Source organism: Agrococcus sp. Marseille-P2731, assembly GCF_900117395.1.
Lineage (GTDB): Bacteria > Actinomycetota > Actinomycetes > Actinomycetales > Microbacteriaceae > Agrococcus.
The window spans coordinates 564,156-580,118 of record NZ_FPEG01000003.1; the positions used below are offsets into that span (position 1 = coordinate 564,156).

The window sequence follows — 15,963 nt, forward strand, 5'->3', positions numbered from 1 at the left end:
GGGAGCGGCGGGGGCGAGGCGCATGCTCGGAGGCTAGCGAGCGCACCTCCACGCGGAGTACAGATCTCCTGCGAGGCGCAGCGGCGCAGGCCTTCCCGTTCCATGTGAACGGTGTTAACATCGCCGCATGCTGCGCATCGATGCGACCACCCCGGCCCCGCAGGTCGTCGACAGGGAGGCGTGGATGCGAGCGCGCCTGGCACTGCTCGACCGAGAGAAGGCGCACACGCGCGAGGGAGACGCGATCGCGGCGGCTCGCCGCCGGCTGCCGATGACCGAGGTGCCGAACGTCACGCTCGTCGGCGAGCGCGGGCCGACGCCGCTGCTCGAGCTCTTCGAAGACCGCCCGCAGCTGGTCGTGTACAAGCACATGTGGCACGACGGCCAGCCCATCGAGGGCCAGTGCGAGGGCTGCACCGCGACGCTCTGGGATGTGCACGACGCCTCCTACCTCAACGCCCGCAGCATCTCGTTCGCCGTGCTGAGCCGAGGCGCGTGGAGCGAGCTCGCGCCCTTCCGTGCCTTCATGGGCTCCGCGCATCCGTGGTTCTCGAACCGCGAGGTCGACGACGCGATGCTGGGGCCCGAGACCGAGGGCGCGTACCTCGCGCTGCTGCGACGGGGTGACCGGATCTTCGCGACGAACTGGATCACGGGGCGCGGCGTCGAGGCCATGATGAGCCAGATGGCGGTCGCCGATATGACGGCCTACGGTCGCGGCGAGGAGTGGGAGGATTCGCCGGACGGCTGGCCGCAGGAGGCCACGTTCAGCGCCTGGCGCGTCGACGGGCGACCCACGGCGCAGTGGAGCCGGCCCGACGCGACGCCCGTGGACGCATCCGCGCAGCACCACCACTGACCGCAGCACGCACGCTGCCGACGAGAGGCACGACCATGACAGCGATGTCGATCTACATCTGGTTCCCGGGGACCGCGCGGGAGGCGCTCACCTTCTACCAGGGCGTGTTCGGCGGCGAGCTCGCACTGCACACGCTCGCCGACATGGGGCGCACCGACGGCCCGGCGGATGCCATCGGTCACGGGATGCTCGTCGGGCCCGTCTCCTTCTACGGCACCGACGCCGTCGGCGACGACGAGCCGCTCGACATGCGGGGCGCGAGCGTCGCGCTGCTCGGCACCGCCGACCCCGAGACCCTCGCGCGCTGGTTCGACGCGCTCAGCGAGGGCGGCACGGTGCTGGATGCGCTGCAGGAGCGCCCGTGGGGAGCGAGCGACGGGCAGGTGGTCGACCGCTACGGCATCCGCTGGCTCATCGGGTTCGAGCACGCCGGAGCCTGATCGCCCGACTCATCTCGGGGTACATCGCTCAGCCTCTCGGAGTAGCGTGCTCACACGCGCTCCGCGCCCGGGGCGACGAGCGAGAGGACACCCGGTGACGACGAGAGACCCGATCGACGCGACGCTCGACGCTGCCGACGCGCCAGCACCCGACCACGGGGCGAAGCCCGACGACCCGCCCAAGCTCGAGGGCGCCAGCTGGAAGTACGCGTTCAAGCGCGCCATCAAGGAGTTCAGCAGCGACGGCGGCACCGATCTCGCCGCGATGCTCACCTACTACATGGTGCTGTCGCTCGCGCCCGGCCTGCTGGCCGTCTTCTCCATCATCGCGCTGGTGTTCGCGAACAACGCGCAGACGGTGACGACCCTCGTCGACGACGTCGTGCAGCAGTACGTCCCCGCAGACGCGCAGCCGATCGTCGTGAACCTCGTCACGACCATGACGGAGTCCGCGACCGGCGGTGTCATCGCCCTCATCATCGGCATCGCGACCGCCGTGTGGTCGGCATCCGCCTACGTCAAGGCCTTCTCGCGCTGCATGAACATCGTGTACGGCATCGAGGAGGGGCGCGGCTTCATCAAGCAGACCGCCACGATGCTGCTGATCACCATCTCGGTGCTCGTCGGCATCGTGCTGATCCTCGTGTCGATCGCCGTCAACGACGCACTGGTGACCGGTGTCCTCGGTCCCATCGCCGAGCCGCTCGGGCTCAGCGACTTCCTCGCCTTCATGACGCAGACCTTCCTGCCCATCTGGGCGTGGGTGAAGTGGCCCGTCATCCTCGGCCTCGTCGTCCTGATGATCGCGCTGCTCTACTACCTGGCTCCCAACCTGCAGCAGCCCAAGTTCACGTGGGTGAGCATCGGCTCGATCGTCGCGATCGTGGGCATCGCGGTCGCCGCCGTCGCCCTGTCGATCTACTTCGCCTTCTCCTCCGGGTACGGCGCCTACGGCGCGATCGGTGGCGTCATGGCGCTGCTGTTCGCCCTGTGGATCTTCAACATCGTCCTGCTGCTCGGCGCCGAGGTCGACGCCGAGGTCGAGCGCGCCCGCGAGCTGCAGGCCGGCATCGAGGCGGAGTCGGCGATCCAGCTGCCGCCGCGCGGCACGAAGAAGGTCGAGAAGATGGCCGAGGCGCGCGACAAGCTCGAGGCCGAGGGTCGCGAGCTGCGCGAGGCGCACGCCGACGACGCGCCGGCTGAGGACGACGACTCGGACGACCACGACCACGACCGCGGCCGCGAACGCGCGAGCAGCCGTGGCCGGGACAGCGGCGACGGCGGCAGCGACGATCAGCACGCGCAGGCCGACGCGAAGGCCGGCCGCAAGGCGAGCCAGCGCGCCGTCCGCGCCCAGCACATCAGCGTGGTCGCCGCGACGCGCCAGCACGTCGAGCTCGGGCAGACCGGTCAGCCAGCGCAGCGCCCCCGCCGCTGGCCGTGGCAGCGCAAGGGCCGCTGACCCCGGCACCGAACACATACGAACTCACGGCCACGCCGAGCGCCGGCCGAGCGCCGCCGCGGCGAGGTCAGTCGATGAGGTCGTGCACCTGCACGATGGCCTCCCGGTCGGCGCCGACGCCGATGGCCGAGATGCGCGAGCCCGAGCGCTCCTCCAGGAAGCGCACGTAGGCCCGCGCGTTCGCCGGCAGGTCCGAGAGCTGACGAGCGCCGGTGATGTCCTCACTCCAGCCCGGCAGCGTCTCGTAGATCGGCGTGGCGTGGTGGAAGTCGGACTGCGAGATGGGCATCTCGTCGAAGCGCTGCCCGTCGACGTCGTAGGCGACGCAGACCGGGATCTGCTCGATGCCCGTCAGCACGTCGAGCTTCGTCAGCACGATGTCGGTGAGGCCGTTGATGCGCGAGGCGTAGCGCGTGATGACCGTGTCGTTCCAGCCGCAGCGGCGCGGCCGGCCCGTGGTGGTGCCGAACTCGAAGCCATTCTTGCGCAGCAGCTCGCCCCACTCGTCGAACAGCTCGGTCGGGAAGGGGCCGGCGCCGACGCGCGTCGTGTAGGCCTTGACGATGCCGATGACGCGGTCGAGGCGGCCCGGCGCGATGCCTGAGCCGAGCGCCGCCCCGGCGGCGGTCGCGGTGGAAGAGGTCACGAAGGGGTAGGTGCCGTGGTCGATGTCGAGCATGGTCGCCTGACCGGCCTCGAACACGACCGTCCTGCCCGCATCCATCGCCTGCGACAGCTCGAGCCCGGTATCGGCGACCATCGGGCGCAGCCGCTCGACGTAGGAGACGAGGTCGTCGAAGACCTCGTCGCTCGTGACCGCTCGGCGGTTGTAGACCTTCGTCAGCAGGTGGTTCTTGTTGTCGAGCGCGCCGTCGATCTTCTGGCGCAGGATCGACTCGTCGAACAGGTCCTGCACGCGGATGCCGACGCGGTTGATCTTGTCCGCGTACGCCGGACCGATGCCTCGGCCGGTGGTGCCGATGGAGCGCTTGCCGAGGAAGCGCTCGGTCACCTTGTCGAGGGTGCGGTGGTAGTCGGTGATGATGTGCGCGTTCGCCGAGACGCGCAGCTTCGAGACGTCCACACCGCGCGCGGAGAGCGCCTCGAGCTCGTCGAAGAGCACCTCGAGGTCGATGACGACCCCGTTGCCGATCACGGGCGTGACGCCGGGGGTCAGGATGCCCGACGGCAGCAGGTGCAGCGCATACTTCTCATCGCCGACCACGACGGTGTGGCCCGCGTTGTTGCCGCCGTTGAACTTGACGACGTAGTCGGTGCGGCTGCCGAGCAGGTCGGTGGCCTTGCCCTTGCCCTCGTCGCCCCACTGGGCGCCGACGATGACGATTCCTGGCATGGGAGCTTCCCTTCGACGGGTTCGCGTACACCCCACCCTATCGAGCGCCGGACGCCCTCCGACGCGGGTGCGTAGGCTGGCGGGGTGAGCTTCGCAGCAGCGACGCCCTCGAGGCGTGAGGAGGTCGTCGGCGGCACCCCCGCCGGCGGCAGGTAGTCGCCGCACCCGGTCCGCCTGCGTGGCAGACCGGCACGCGGCACCGCGACGGCCCGGCCGGGCCCGCGTCGCTGTGCCCTCCTCCACCATCCATCGCCGGCCCCCTGCGCCGGCTCTCGAGAGGCGATCCCTCATGCTGCCCATCACCGCCACCGACCTCCGCGCCACCTTCGTGAACGCGAGCCGCAAGGAGGCCACCAGCATCACGCTGCCCGACTGGTTCGACGACACCGACTGGGGTGCGCTCGACTACCTCGGGTGGCGCGATCCGAAGATCGCTCGGCGCGCCTACGTGATCGCGCCCTCCCTCGACGGTGCGCCGGTCGGCATCCTGCTGCGGCGCGCCGACGCCGCGCCTCGCGCCAGGGCTCAGTGCTCGTGGTGCCAGGACGTGCGCCTGCCGAACGACGTCGTCTTCTACAGCGCGAAGCTCGCGGGCCCCGCAGGCCGCAACGGGAACACCGTCGGCACGCTCGTGTGCGAGGAGTTCGAGTGCTCGCGCAACGTGCGCAGGCTGCCGCCGCTGGCCTATGAGGGCTACGACCTCGAGGCAGCGCGGCTGCGCCGCATCGACGAGCTGCGGATGCGCGCGGCTGGCTTCGCGGACGCGGTCGCGCGGCAGCGCTGACGGCTGGGACGCCGACCGTCCCGCCACGGCGCGCTCCCTGGCGGCTTCCCCTCCCGCCCCCTGGACCGCTCGGCACCGAGCGGCTCCTCCGAGCGTCGAGTGGCGCCTCCCGCCATCGAGTGGCGGCTCCCGCGATCCAGTGGCGGCTCCCGCGATCCAGTGGCGGCTCCCGCGATCGAGAGGCGGCTTCCAGCATCCAGTGGCGGCTCCCGCGATCCAGTGGCGGCTCCCGCGATCCAGAGGCGGCTTCCAGCATCCAGTGGCGGCGCGCGCGGCCGACGGCTGGCAACGACACCTGACGCCGCGGCTGGGCATCGCGACTCGATGGCGGTGGGTGCCGATCGAGGCTGGAGGGCGCCACTCGACGCTGGGAGGCGCCACTCAACGCCGGAAGGCGCCACTCAACGCCGGAAGGCGCCACTCGATCGCGGGAGGCGCCACTCAACGCCGGGAGGCGCCACTCGACGCTGGGAGGCGCCACTCAGGGCCGGAAGGCGCCACTCAGGGCCGGGAGGCGCCACTCGATGTTGGAGGGCGCCACTCGGAGCGTCGGCGGCAGGGGCCTGGGCGGCGGGCGGGGCGTGGGCGTGGGCGGCGGGCGGGGTCAGCGCTGGACCGGGTCGCCTCCGTCGAGCAGTCGGGCGATCGCGGCACGGTCCGGCGCCGCCTCCCAGTCCCCAGGTGCGGTGCACGCCAGCGCCCCGCATGCAGCGGCGGTGCGCAGCCGCTCAGCGACCGGCGAGCCTGCGAGCAGCTCGCAGAGGTAGCCGGCGACGAACGCGTCGCCCGCCCCGACGGTGTCGACCGCCTGCACCGGGAAGGCGCTCTGCTCGGCCAGCTCGCCGTCGACCAGCGCGATCGCCCCCTCGGCGCCGCGCTTGATGACGACCTGGCCGGCGCCGAGCGCCGCGATCGCCGCAGCCTGCTGCCGGGGGTCGCGCTCCCCCGTCACCAGCTCGGCCTCGTCCTCACCTGCGAAGACGACGTCGGCGCGCGCGACGAGCGCGCGATAGGCGGGCACCGCCTCCGCTGCGCCCCACAGCCGCGAGCGGTGGTTGACGTCGAACGAGACGACCGTCCCGGCCTCCTGCGCCGCATCGAGCGCCGCGTCGAGCGCCGCGCGCGGCGCGTCGCCGAGCGCAGCAGAGATGCCGGTGACGTGGAGCACGCGCGCACCGCGGATGCGCTCGAGGTCGAGGTGCTCGGGCGCGAGCCGCGAGCCGGCGCTCCCCGCCCGGTAGTAGCTCACCGAGCTCGCGCCCGCGGCGGGCCGCTCCTTCAGCATGAGCGCGGTGGGCGCCTGCTCATCGAGCGTGACGGAGGTCGTCACGCCCTCCGCCCGCAGCTGCCGCACGATGAGCCGGCCTAGCGCGTCGTCGCCGAGCCTGCCCATCCAAGTCACGGGCGTACCCAGCCGGGCGAGGCCGACGGCCACGTTGCTCTCGGCGCCGCCGAAGCCGAGGTCCATGCTCGGCACGAGCTCGAGCCTCCCGATGCGCCCGGCGACGAGCAGCCCGAGGGACTCGCCGATCGTGACGACGCTCACGGCTGCGCCTCGACGATCGCGACGGCCTCGCGGGCCGCTGCGGCGATCGCCTCGGGGCCTGCCGCGACGCGGTCGGCCGAGGCGATCCATGAGCCGCTGGCTGCGAACACCGACGGATGCGCGAGGTAGTCGGCGAGGTTGGCGGGCTTCACGCCGCCGGAGGGCATGAAGCGCACCTTCGGGAAGACCGGCGCGAAGGCGTCGATGAGCCCCAGGCCGCCCACGGCCGCCGCGGGGAAGAGCTTCAGCCGGTCGAGGCCGAGCCGCAGCCCGCGCTGCACCTCGCTCGCCGTCTGCACGCCCGGCAGCACGGGGACGCCTGCCGCGAGCGCCGCCTCGACGATCTCCTCGTCGAGCCCGGGCGAGACGATGAAGCGCGCCCCCGCGTCGAGGCTGCGCTGCAGCTGCCCGACCGTCAGCACGGTGCCGGCGCCGACCACCACGTCGCCGCGGGCGGCGATGCGCGCGATGCCCGCGAGCCCGAAGTCGTTGCGCAGCGCCACCTCGATGACGGGCAGACCACCGGCGACGAGGCCCTCGGCGATGGCGTCGGCGGCGGCCTCCCCCTCGACGGTCGCGAGCGGGACGACGCCGCTCAGGTCGATCGCCACCGCGCTCATCGCGCCATCCAACCACCGTCGACCGGCAGCGTCACGCCCGTGACGTACGCCGCCGCGGGGCTCGCGAGGAACACCGTGGCGCCCTGCAGATCCTCGGGCCTGCCCCAGCGCCCGGCCGGGATGCGCTCGAGGATCGCCCGCGAGCGGTCCTCGTCCTCGCGCAGCGCAGCGGTGTTGTCGGTGGCGATGTAGCCGGGCGCGATGGCGTTGACGGTGACACCGCGAGCCGACCACTCGTTGCTCAGCGCCTTCACGAGACCGGCGATGCCGGACTTCGCGGCGGTGTAGCCGGGCACGTTGATGCCGCCCTGGAAGCTCAGCAGGCTGGCGGTGAAGATGACCCGGCCGTGACCGCGCTCGAGCATGCCGGCGCCGATGGCCTGGGTCAGCACGAACTGGTTGCGCAGGTTGACGTCGAGCACCTCATCCCACCACTCGAGCGGATGCTCGGCGGCCGGTGACCGACGGATGGTGCCGGCGTTGTTGACGAGGATGTCCGCGCGGCCCTGCACCGCCTGTCCGAAGGCGAGCACCGCCTCCCGGTCGGTGAAGTCGACGCGGTGGCCCTCGAACGCGCGGCCGAGCTCGCGCACGCGCGCGCCGATGGCGCCGCCGTCGGCCTCCTGGCTCGCGCTTGCGGCGATGATGTCGGCACCCGCTGCTGCGAGGCCCTCGGCCATCGCGAAGCCGATGCCGCGCCGTGCCCCGGTGACGACGGCGGTGAGGCCGGTGAGGTCGAAGCTGATGGTCATCGGTCTGCTCCCTGCACGTCGACGAGGATCTTCATGGCTGCGGCCGAGAGCAGCGCGTCGAACGCCGCCATCGTGTCGTCGAGCTGCACGACCCGGCTGATCAGGGCGGCCGCAGGCACGGCGCCCTGGTCGAGCAGCACGATCGCGCGCTCGAAGTCCTCGCGCTCGTAGACGCGGGCGCCGAGCACCTCGAGCTCGCGCCAGAAGATGCGGTGCAGGTCGACGGGCACGGGCTCCGGGTGAATGGCGACGAACACGACGCGACCACGGGTGCGTGCGTGCCGGGTGGCGTCCAGCGCGGTGCCCTTCGTGCCGGCGACCTCGAAGACGACGTCGGCGCCGGCGCCGCCGGTGCGCTCCTCGACGATCGCCGCGAGATCCTCGCTGATCGGGTCGACCGCGATCGAGCCCTGCGCAGCGGCGAAGGCACGGCGCTCGGCGTCGGGCTCGGCGACGATGACGGTCGCGCCCGCTGCCCTGGCGACCACGGCGATCAGCTGGCCGATGGGGCCGCCACCGATGACGACCGCCGTCTCACCCGCGGTCAGCCGTGAGCGCCGCACGTCGTGCACGGCGACCGCGAGCGGCTCGACCAGCGCCGCGTGCTGCAGCGGGAGGCCCTCCGGCAGCGGCACGACGATCGAGGCAGGCACGGTCCACAGCTCCTGCAGCGCTCCGGGTGAGTCGATGCCGACGAAGTCGAGGCGCTGGCAGATGTGGGTGTGACCGGCGGCGCAGGAGGCGCACTCGCCGCACCAGCGCAGCGGCATCACCGTGACCGGCTGCCCCACCGTCAGCGAGTCGACCCCGCCACCGATCGCGTCGATGACCCCGCTCATCTCGTGGCCGATGACGGCGGGCGCGTCGACTCGCGCATCCATGTGCCCCTGCACGATGTGCAGGTCGGTGCCGCAGATGCCGTTGTAGGCGACGCGGATGGTCACCTCGTCGTCCGCCGGGGTGCGGGGCTCGGCGGTGCCGACCTCCATGCGACCGCTGCCGGTGTATCTCGCTGCTCGCAACGCCATCTCCTCTTCGAGGTCGTGCAGCGCGCCGATGAAACTTGCTTCCATTTGGAGTTCCGTCTGGCGCAACTGAGTTCTATCTGGTTAGAGTAGCCCCTGACCCCGCCACGGGCGCAAGCCCGAATGCCACATGGCTCTCAACGAGGAGGAACTCATGCAGGGACGACGAATGCTGGGCGCGCTGAGCGTCGCAGCGGTCATGACGATCGGTCTGGCCTCGTGCTCAGGCGCCGGAGGGGACGGCGAGCAGCCGGCGACCACCTTCCGCGTCGCCTTCAACCAGGATGCCGAGCACCCGCAGGCGCAGGCGCTCGCGCAGCTCTCCGAGGAGCTCGAGTCGCGCACCGACGGCCAGTACTCGCTCGAGCTCTACACCGACGAGACGCTCGGCGACCAGGCCGAGACGATCGAGCAGGTGCAGTCGGGCACGATCGACTTCGCCATCGTCGCCGGCAGCCTGCTCGAGAACTTCGAGCCGGACATGTCGGTCGTGAACCTGCCCTACCTCTACGAGTCGCCCGAGCACCAGATGAGCGTGCTCAACGACCGCGAGATCGTCGGCGAGCTCTACGACGCGCTGCTCGACGACAACATCCAGGTCATGACCGCCTACCACGGCGGCGTGCGCAACGTGTACTCGAGCGTCGGCCCGGTGCAGTCGCCCGCTGACCTCGGCGGCCAGAAGATCCGTGTCATCGGCTCGGACACGAACGTGCGGATGATGGAGCTCATGGGTGGCGTCGGCACGCCGATGGCCCAGGGCGAGGTCTACACGGCCATCCAGTCGGGCGTGCTCGACGGCGCCGAGAACAACGAGCTCATCTTCTCGACGCTGTCGCACGACGAGATCGCGCCGTACTACTCGCGCACGCAGCACCTCATGATGCCCGACTACCTGATCGCGAGCCCCGCGGTCTGGAGCGGCCTCGACGAGGAGACGCAGAGCATCTTCCAGGAGCTGCTCACCGCATCCACCGACTCCGAGCTCGAGCTCTTCAGCACGGCGGTCGACGAGGCCGTCGCCGCTGCAGAGGAGGCCGGTGCCGAGTTCAACGACGTCGACGTCGAGGCGTTCCGCGAGGCCGTGCTGCCGCTCCACGAGGAGCGCGTCACGACCGAGATGACGCAGTCGATCTACGACGCCATCGAGGCGGCGCGCGGCTGATGGCTGCCAGGAAGCTCATGACGACGGCCAGGACCTGGCTGGACACGACGCTGCGCACGCTGTGCGTCGGCCTCTTCGCCCTGCTCGTGGGGCTGGTCGCCTGGCAGGTCTTCACCCGGCTCGTGCTCGGCGCACCGAGCGCGTGGTCGGAGGAGGCCGCACGGTTCACCTTCGTCTGGGTGAGCCTCATCGGGATCGCGATCGCGGTCGGCGAGAAGGCCGACGTCGTCATGGACTTCCTCGTCGAGAAGCTCCCCCTCCGGCTGCAGCGGGTCGCCGACATCCTCGCCTACCTCGCGACGCTCGCGTTCGTGCTGTACGTGATGGTGTTCGGCGGCCTGCAGCAGTCGATGATGGCGTGGGGCCAGACCAACCCGCTGCTGCCTCTGTCGCAGGGCCAGCTCTACCTGGCGCTGCCCATCTCGGGCGCGCTCCTCACCGTCTACCTGCTCATCCACCTCGCCGGGACCTTCACGAGCCGCTACGTCGGCCACGTGGGTGACCCCGACGAAGACCTCGAGGCGGCGGCACTGTGATCGACCCCGGCACCATCAGCGCCATCCTCATCGGCGGCCTCGTGCTGCTGCTGGCGATCGGCGCGCCCGTCTCCATCTCGATCGCGCTGCCCAGCGCGCTCTGCATGCTCCTGATCGTCGACTTCGACCGCGGCGCCATCACGGCGGCGCAGCAGATGTTCGGTGGCGCGAACTCCTTCGCCCTGCTGGCGATCCCCTTCTTCATCCTCGCCGGGGTGATCATGAGCAACGGCGGCATCGCCGAGCGGCTCATCAACCTCGCCAGGGTGCTCGTCGGACGCACGCCCGCGCCCTACGTGCAGACGAACGTGATCGCGAACACGATCTTCGGAGCGGTCTCGGGCTCCGCCGTCGCGACCGCCGCGGCGGTCGGCGCCACGATGTCGCCCATGCAGCGGAAGGCAGGCTACGACCGGGCCTTCAGCGCAGCGGCGAACATCGCCTCCGCACCGGCAGGCATGCTCATCCCGCCGAGCAACACGCTCATCGTCTACTCGCTCGCCGCGGGCGGCACCTCGGTCGGCGCGCTCTTCATCGCCGGCTATGTGCCCGGCGTGCTATGGGCGCTCGCGTGCGCCGCGGTCGTCTTCGTCTACGCGCGCCGCCACCCGGAGCTGAAGGGCGAGCCGTGGCCGCCGCTGCGCGTCGTGCTGACGACCTTCTGGCGCGCCGTGCCGTCGCTGGGCCTCATCGTCGTCGCCATCGGCGGCATCGTCGCCGGCTTCTTCACCCCCACCGAGGGCTCGGCGATCGCGGTCATCTACGCGCTCGTGCTCTCCTTCATCTACCGCACCATCTCGGTCAAGGACCTGCCGCGCATCCTCTACGAGGCGTGCCGCACGAGCTCGATCGTGATCTTCCTGATCGCGGTCTCGACGATCATGTCCTACGTCATGACCTACGCTCGGCTCCCGCAGCTCATCGCCGAGTCGCTGTTCGGCTGGACCGACTCGAAGGTCGTCGTGCTGCTGATCATGATGATCGTGCTGCTGCTCATCGGCATCCCGCTCGACCCGACCCCGGCCATCCTGATCTTCACGCCGATCTTCCTGCCGATCGCCGTCTCCTACGGCATCGACCCCGTGCACTTCGGCATCATGATGGTCTTCAACCTGTCGATCGCGGTCATCTCACCGCCCTCGGCGCCCGTGCTGTTCGTCGGCGCGCAGGTGGCGAAGGTCAGGCTGGAGCCCGTGATCGTGAAGCTCGTGCCGTTCCTGCTGGTGCTCATCGCCATGCTGTTCGTCATCGTCTTCGTCCCGCAGCTCTCGCTGTGGCTGCCCGGCCTCCTCGGCCTCCTCTGATCCCTCGTCGAAAGGACCTCATCATGACCGCGATCTTCGGACCCACGTCGCCCGAGCAGGTGCCCGGCGCCTCGCAGCAGCAGCTGCGCGACCGCTACCTCGTCGAGGACCTCTTCACGCCGGGCGCCGTGCGCACGGTCGTCACCCACTACGACCGGGTGGTCGCCGTCGGCGCTGTGCCGACGGATGCGCCGCTCGCGCTCGAGGCGGTGCCGGAGATCCGCTCGGAGCGGTTCCTCGACCACCGCGAGATCGGCATCGTCAACATCGGCGCCGCCGGCACGGTGGTCGCCGACGGCGAGCACTTCGCGATGGCGAACGGCGCGTGCCTGTACCTCGGTCGAGGTGTCGGCGACGTGACCTTCGAGAGCGACGACGCCGCGCATCCGGCCCGGTTCTACGGCTTCTCCGCGCCCGCCCACACCACCTACCCGACCGCCCTCGTCGAGCCCGGCCAGGGTACGGTGCGCGAGCTCGGCGATCCGCTGACCTCGAACCGCCGCACGCTCAACCAGTACATCCACGAGAACGGCGTGCGCTCCTGCCAGGTCGTCATGGGCGTCACGCAGCTGCACCCGGGCAGCATGTGGAACACGATGCCGGCGCACACGCACGACCGGCGGACCGAGTTCTACGTCTACTTCGACGTCGCAGAGGACGCGCGCGTCGTGCACCTGATGGGCGAGCCGCAGGAGACGCGGCACCTGCTCGTCGGCGACGGCGGCCTCGTGCTCTCGCCCTCGTGGTCCATCCACTCGGGCGTGGGAACATCGAACTACTCGTTCGTGTGGGCGATGGCCGGTGAGAACCAGTCCTTCGACGACATGGACGGCGTCGCGATCGTCGACATGAGATGAGGCAGACCATGACTGCTGAGGCGAAGGTGCTCGACACGAGCGCAGCCCCCTCCGGGGGTGCGAGCGAGAAGACGCTGCGCGTGCTCGAGGCCGCGATCCTCCACGACCGGTTCACCGACATCGTGGAGGAGTCCGGGCTCGCGAAGGCGACCGTGCACCGGATCCTCGCGACCCTCGTCGAGCAGGAGTTCATCACCGGCGACGCCGAGCGCGGCTACCAGCCAGGGGCCCGCTTCCTGCGGATCGCGGGGCGTGCCGTCTCGCACATCGACATCTCGGCGATCGCCGGCCCGATCGTCGATCGGCTCGTCGCAGAGGTCGACTGCACCATCCACGTGGGCATCGCGAACGGGTTCGAGATGGTCTACGTGGTCCGCAAGGACTCCTCGAAGCCCTACCGGATGGCCTCGCGCGTGGGGCTGTCGATGCCGATGCACTGCTCGGGCATGGGCAAGGCGGTGCTCGCGGGGTGGCCCGCCGAGCGCGTCGACCAGCTGATCGCTTCGGTGGGGCTGCCCGCCCGCACCGAGGACACCATCACCGAGCCGGCGCTGCTGCACGAGGAGCTCGCGCGCGTGCGCGAGCGGGGCTACGCGCTCGACCTGGGCGAGAACGAGCGCGGCACCGTCTGCGTGTCCGCTCCGATTCGCGACCACCTGGGCCGCACGACCTACGGCATCTCGATCTCGTCGATCGCGCTCGAGCACCCGGGTTCCAGCATCGAGCAGCTCGCGCCGCAGGCGATCGCCGCAGCGGACGCGATCTCGCGCGCGCTCGGGGCGCCGACCGCCTGAGCCGGGCTGGATCCGGCGGCCTACCGGCCGGCTTCCCGCTGCCTGCCGAGCTGGTGCCGCAGCGCATCCTCCAGTCGCGGTCGGCGGAAGCGGTGGCCGATCGCCGCGAGCACCTCCGGCACCACGTGCTGGTTCGCGAGCGCCAGCTCCTGCATGCCCTGCTGCCCGAGCAGGATGCGCGGCCCGAGCGCAGGCGTCGGCAGCAGCGCCGGGCGATGCAGCACCGATGCCAGCACCGACGCGAACTCCTCCTGCCGCACCGGCTCGGGAGCGACCGCGTTCACCGGCCCCTCGAGATGCGCGTCGACGAGCGCGCGCACGTAGATGTCGACGAGGTCGTCGAGGTCGATCCACGACTGCCAGTGGGCGCCACCCGCGAGCGGCCCGCCGAGCCCCGCCTGGTAGATCGGGCGCAGCACCTGCAGGATGCCGCCGCGGGGCGAGAGCACCAGCCCGGTGCGCACCTGCACGCTGCGCATCCCGTGCCCGGCCCGGGACTCCGCCTCCCAATCGGCGACGACCTCCGCGAGGAAGCCCTGCCCGCCGCCGCTCGTCTCGGCGAGCGTCGACTCGCCGCGATCGCTGCCGTACCAGCCGATGCCGGATGCGCTGACGAAGGTGCGCACGCCGCTCGCGGCCGCGAGCTCGGCGAGCCGGCGCGTCGGGCCGACGCGGCTGCTGCGGATGCTGTCTCGGTGCCCCGCGTCGAAGCGGCCGAAGATCGAGGCACCGGCGAGGTGCACCACCGCGTCGACACCGTCGAGCAGATCGTCGGCCGGCGCAGCCGGATCCCAGCGCCGCTCCCCCGGCCCGGCCTCGCGCCGCACGAGACGGATCACGGTGTGCCCACCCGTGGTGAGGAACGCGCGGAGCGCGGTGCCGATGAGACCGCCGCCGCCCGTGACCGCGACGGTGAGCGGCTCCATCCCGAGCTCCCGGTGCCGTCGGATGTCGTCGGCGAGCTGCTGGTGGCGGTAGGCGAACATCGGCCGCAGCACCTGCGAGCCGACGGGGGTGTCGACGATGTCGTGCATCCGGGTGCCGACGCCCGCGGGCAGGTCGACCGCCTCGAAGCGATGCTCGTGATGCCAGCGCACGGGCGACAGCGCAGCAGAGGTCACGCCCTCGTCGATGCGCTCGTCGACGAACGCACGACCGGCCACGTAGCCCTCGGGGTCGTGCTGCGCCACCCAGATCTGCCCGCCGGGGAGCGCGAGCTCTGCCCGGCCGTCGGCGAGCGATTCGGCCTCACGACGAACCCGCCCCGGCAGCCACGGCGGCATGAGCCGCTGCAGCGCACCGGGGCGGGTGTGCCAGTCGAAGACCTCGTCGAGCGGTGCGGCGATCGTGCTCCAGTGCTGGATGCCCATGGCGGCACCGTACTCGCTGCGCCTCTGCGCTCCCTCGGTCTTCGGGAGTCGACCGGGGCTAGTGCCCGGTGCTGTCGGCCGGGCGCTCGATGTCGCCCTCCCAGCCCGAGTTCGCCGCGTGCTCCGCGGGCGCCTGCTCGGCGAGCTCCTTGAAGGTGCGCAGATCCTTGCCGATCTGCAGGTCATCGATCTGCAGCAGCGCGCCGGCCTTCTCGACGATGCCCTGCGGCTTCCAGTCGAGCTGCAGCGAGACGCGCGTCTGGTCGTCGTCGATGCGGTGGAAGGTCACGACGCCGGCGTGGGTCTCGCCGTCGGTCGAGGTCCAGGCGACGCGCTCGTCCAGGTGCTGCTCGGTGATCTCGGCGTCGAACTCGCGCTCGACCCCCGCGATCGAGACGACCCAGTGGAGGCGCTTGTCGTCCAGCTGCGTGATGGATTCCACGCCGCCCATGAACTTCGGGAAGTCCTCGAACTGGGTCCAGAGCGCGTAGACGGCGCTGATGGGTGCGTTGACATCGATGGAGTCGGTGAGCTTGGGCATGTCTGCATTCCTCTCGGTCGGACGATGGATCAGGCGCGGGCAGCGCGATCCGCGAGGACCGCGTGCCCGACGTTCAGGCGGCTTGGGCCGGCAGCGCCGCGGCCGCTCGCGCCTCGGCGAGCGCGCGGAACCGCTGGAGGTCGCAGCGGATGGTGAGCTCGTCGAGCTCAGGGGCTCCGGCAGGCGAGCGGTCGTCGCCCCTCGGCGCCCAGATCACCCGGACGGTCATGAGGGTCCGATCGGCGCCGAGGTCAGCGAGCTCGACCCACCACCCCATGGTGGTCAGGTCGACGCTCTGCCAGGCGATGCGCTCGTCGGGGACGCGCTCGGTGACCAGTGCGTAGAACGACGGCTCGACGCCGTCGATGGCGACTCGCCACCGCAGTCGCACCGCGGTCTCGGCGAAGACGGACTCCACGCCGGTCATGAAGTGCGGGAACTCGTCGAACGCGCTCCAGAGGCGGAAGACCTCCGCTCGCGGAGCCGCCACCTCGATCCGTTCGTCGACCTGCATCGCCCGTCTCCCCTGCGCCGTGCCCCTGCCCGGATACCGG

At 71.2% G+C, this 15,963-nt stretch carries 17 protein-coding genes; 9 read left to right on the forward strand and 8 right to left on the reverse strand.

What is annotated here, in order from left to right:
• Nucleotides 1-127: 127 nt before the first annotated feature.
• The 3 genes from BQ6202_RS10865 (at nt 128) to BQ6202_RS10875 (ending at nt 2,761) form a co-directional block, all read left to right on the forward strand.
• Complete coding sequence (locus tag BQ6202_RS10865) at nt 128-859, forward strand: DUF899 family protein (protein WP_072314468.1); 732 nt, start codon at nt 128-130, stop codon at nt 857-859.
• 35 nt (nt 860-894) lie between these two features.
• Nucleotides 895-1,299, forward strand: coding sequence for a VOC family protein (locus tag BQ6202_RS10870; RefSeq protein WP_072314469.1), 405 nt, complete (start codon nt 895-897; stop codon nt 1,297-1,299).
• Between the two features lie 94 nt (nt 1,300-1,393).
• Nucleotides 1,394-2,761, forward strand: coding sequence for a YihY/virulence factor BrkB family protein (locus BQ6202_RS10875; RefSeq protein WP_234946196.1), 1,368 nt, complete (start codon nt 1,394-1,396; stop codon nt 2,759-2,761).
• Nucleotides 2,762-2,828: 67 nt separating this feature from the next.
• Here the strand turns inward: BQ6202_RS10875 and BQ6202_RS10880 are convergent, their stop codons facing one another.
• A complete protein-coding gene (locus BQ6202_RS10880) occupies nt 2,829-4,115 on the reverse strand; it encodes an adenylosuccinate synthase (protein ID WP_072314470.1) in 1,287 nt (428 codons plus the stop codon).
• Between the two features lie 289 nt (nt 4,116-4,404).
• Here BQ6202_RS10880 and BQ6202_RS10885 point away from each other — a divergent pair, with 289 nt between their 5' ends.
• Nucleotides 4,405-4,899 (forward strand): FBP domain-containing protein, encoded by a 495-nt coding sequence (locus tag BQ6202_RS10885; RefSeq protein ID WP_072314471.1) that lies wholly within the window; start codon nt 4,405-4,407, stop codon nt 4,897-4,899.
• A 604-nt stretch (nt 4,900-5,503) separates the two neighbouring features.
• Here BQ6202_RS10885 and BQ6202_RS10890 read toward each other — a convergent pair.
• The 4 genes from BQ6202_RS10890 to BQ6202_RS10905 are packed head-to-tail and all read right to left on the reverse strand — an operon-like array spanning nt 5,504 to nt 8,890.
• Complete coding sequence (locus BQ6202_RS10890) at nt 5,504-6,445, reverse strand: sugar kinase (protein WP_072314472.1); 942 nt, start codon at nt 6,443-6,445, stop codon at nt 5,504-5,506.
• Nucleotides 6,442-7,065, reverse strand: a complete 624-nt coding sequence (gene eda, locus BQ6202_RS10895; protein WP_072314473.1) for a bifunctional 4-hydroxy-2-oxoglutarate aldolase/2-dehydro-3-deoxy-phosphogluconate aldolase — start codon at nt 7,063-7,065, stop codon at nt 6,442-6,444. Before eda ends, BQ6202_RS10890 begins: the two co-directional genes overlap by 4 nt.
• Nucleotides 7,062-7,817 carry an SDR family oxidoreductase gene (locus BQ6202_RS10900; protein ID WP_072314474.1) on the reverse strand — a complete coding sequence of 252 codons (756 nt, stop codon included), beginning with the start codon at nt 7,815-7,817 and terminating at the stop codon, nt 7,062-7,064. Before BQ6202_RS10900 ends, eda begins: the two co-directional genes overlap by 4 nt.
• Nucleotides 7,814-8,890 (reverse strand): zinc-dependent alcohol dehydrogenase, encoded by a 1,077-nt coding sequence (locus BQ6202_RS10905; protein WP_234946197.1) that lies wholly within the window; start codon nt 8,888-8,890, stop codon nt 7,814-7,816. The genes BQ6202_RS10900 and BQ6202_RS10905 overlap by 4 nt, the downstream gene beginning before the upstream one ends.
• Before the next feature lie 106 nt (nt 8,891-8,996).
• On the opposite strand from BQ6202_RS10905, the gene BQ6202_RS10910 reads away from it, so the two are divergent.
• The 5 genes from BQ6202_RS10910 to BQ6202_RS10930 are packed head-to-tail and all read left to right on the forward strand — an operon-like array spanning nt 8,997 to nt 13,498.
• Nucleotides 8,997-10,007 carry a TRAP transporter substrate-binding protein gene (locus tag BQ6202_RS10910; RefSeq protein WP_072314475.1) on the forward strand — a complete coding sequence of 337 codons (1,011 nt, stop codon included), beginning with the start codon at nt 8,997-8,999 and terminating at the stop codon, nt 10,005-10,007.
• The gene (locus BQ6202_RS10915) at nt 10,007-10,543 is read left to right on the forward strand and encodes a TRAP transporter small permease (RefSeq protein ID WP_083587212.1); all 537 of its coding nucleotides are present in this window, start codon (nt 10,007-10,009) and stop codon (nt 10,541-10,543) included. The genes BQ6202_RS10910 and BQ6202_RS10915 overlap by 1 nt, the downstream gene beginning before the upstream one ends.
• On the forward strand, nt 10,540-11,847 hold the full coding sequence (locus BQ6202_RS10920; RefSeq protein WP_072314477.1) for a TRAP transporter large permease: 1,308 nt from the start codon (nt 10,540-10,542) through the stop codon (nt 11,845-11,847). The genes BQ6202_RS10915 and BQ6202_RS10920 overlap by 4 nt, the downstream gene beginning before the upstream one ends.
• 23 nt (nt 11,848-11,870) lie before the next feature.
• Entirely contained in the window at nt 11,871-12,704 is an 834-nt protein-coding gene (gene kduI, locus BQ6202_RS10925; RefSeq protein WP_072314478.1) for a 5-dehydro-4-deoxy-D-glucuronate isomerase, read from the forward strand.
• An 8-nt stretch (nt 12,705-12,712) separates the two neighbouring features.
• Nucleotides 12,713-13,498 (forward strand): IclR family transcriptional regulator, encoded by a 786-nt coding sequence (locus tag BQ6202_RS10930; RefSeq protein WP_072314479.1) that lies wholly within the window; start codon nt 12,713-12,715, stop codon nt 13,496-13,498.
• Between the two features lie 20 nt (nt 13,499-13,518).
• Here BQ6202_RS10930 and BQ6202_RS10935 read toward each other — a convergent pair whose 3' ends face one another.
• The 3 genes from BQ6202_RS10935 to BQ6202_RS10945 all read right to left on the reverse strand — a co-directional run bounded on the left by BQ6202_RS10935 (nt 13,519) and on the right by BQ6202_RS10945 (nt 15,923).
• Entirely contained in the window at nt 13,519-14,868 is a 1,350-nt protein-coding gene (locus BQ6202_RS10935) for a TIGR01777 family oxidoreductase (protein ID WP_072314480.1), read from the reverse strand.
• Nucleotides 14,869-14,926: 58 nt separating this feature from the next.
• The gene (locus BQ6202_RS10940) at nt 14,927-15,409 is read right to left on the reverse strand and encodes an SRPBCC family protein (protein ID WP_072314481.1); all 483 of its coding nucleotides are present in this window, start codon (nt 15,407-15,409) and stop codon (nt 14,927-14,929) included.
• Nucleotides 15,410-15,482: 73 nt separating this feature from the next.
• Nucleotides 15,483-15,923, reverse strand: a complete 441-nt coding sequence (locus tag BQ6202_RS10945) for an SRPBCC family protein (RefSeq protein ID WP_072314482.1) — start codon at nt 15,921-15,923, stop codon at nt 15,483-15,485.
• Nucleotides 15,924-15,963 lie beyond the last annotated feature (40 nt).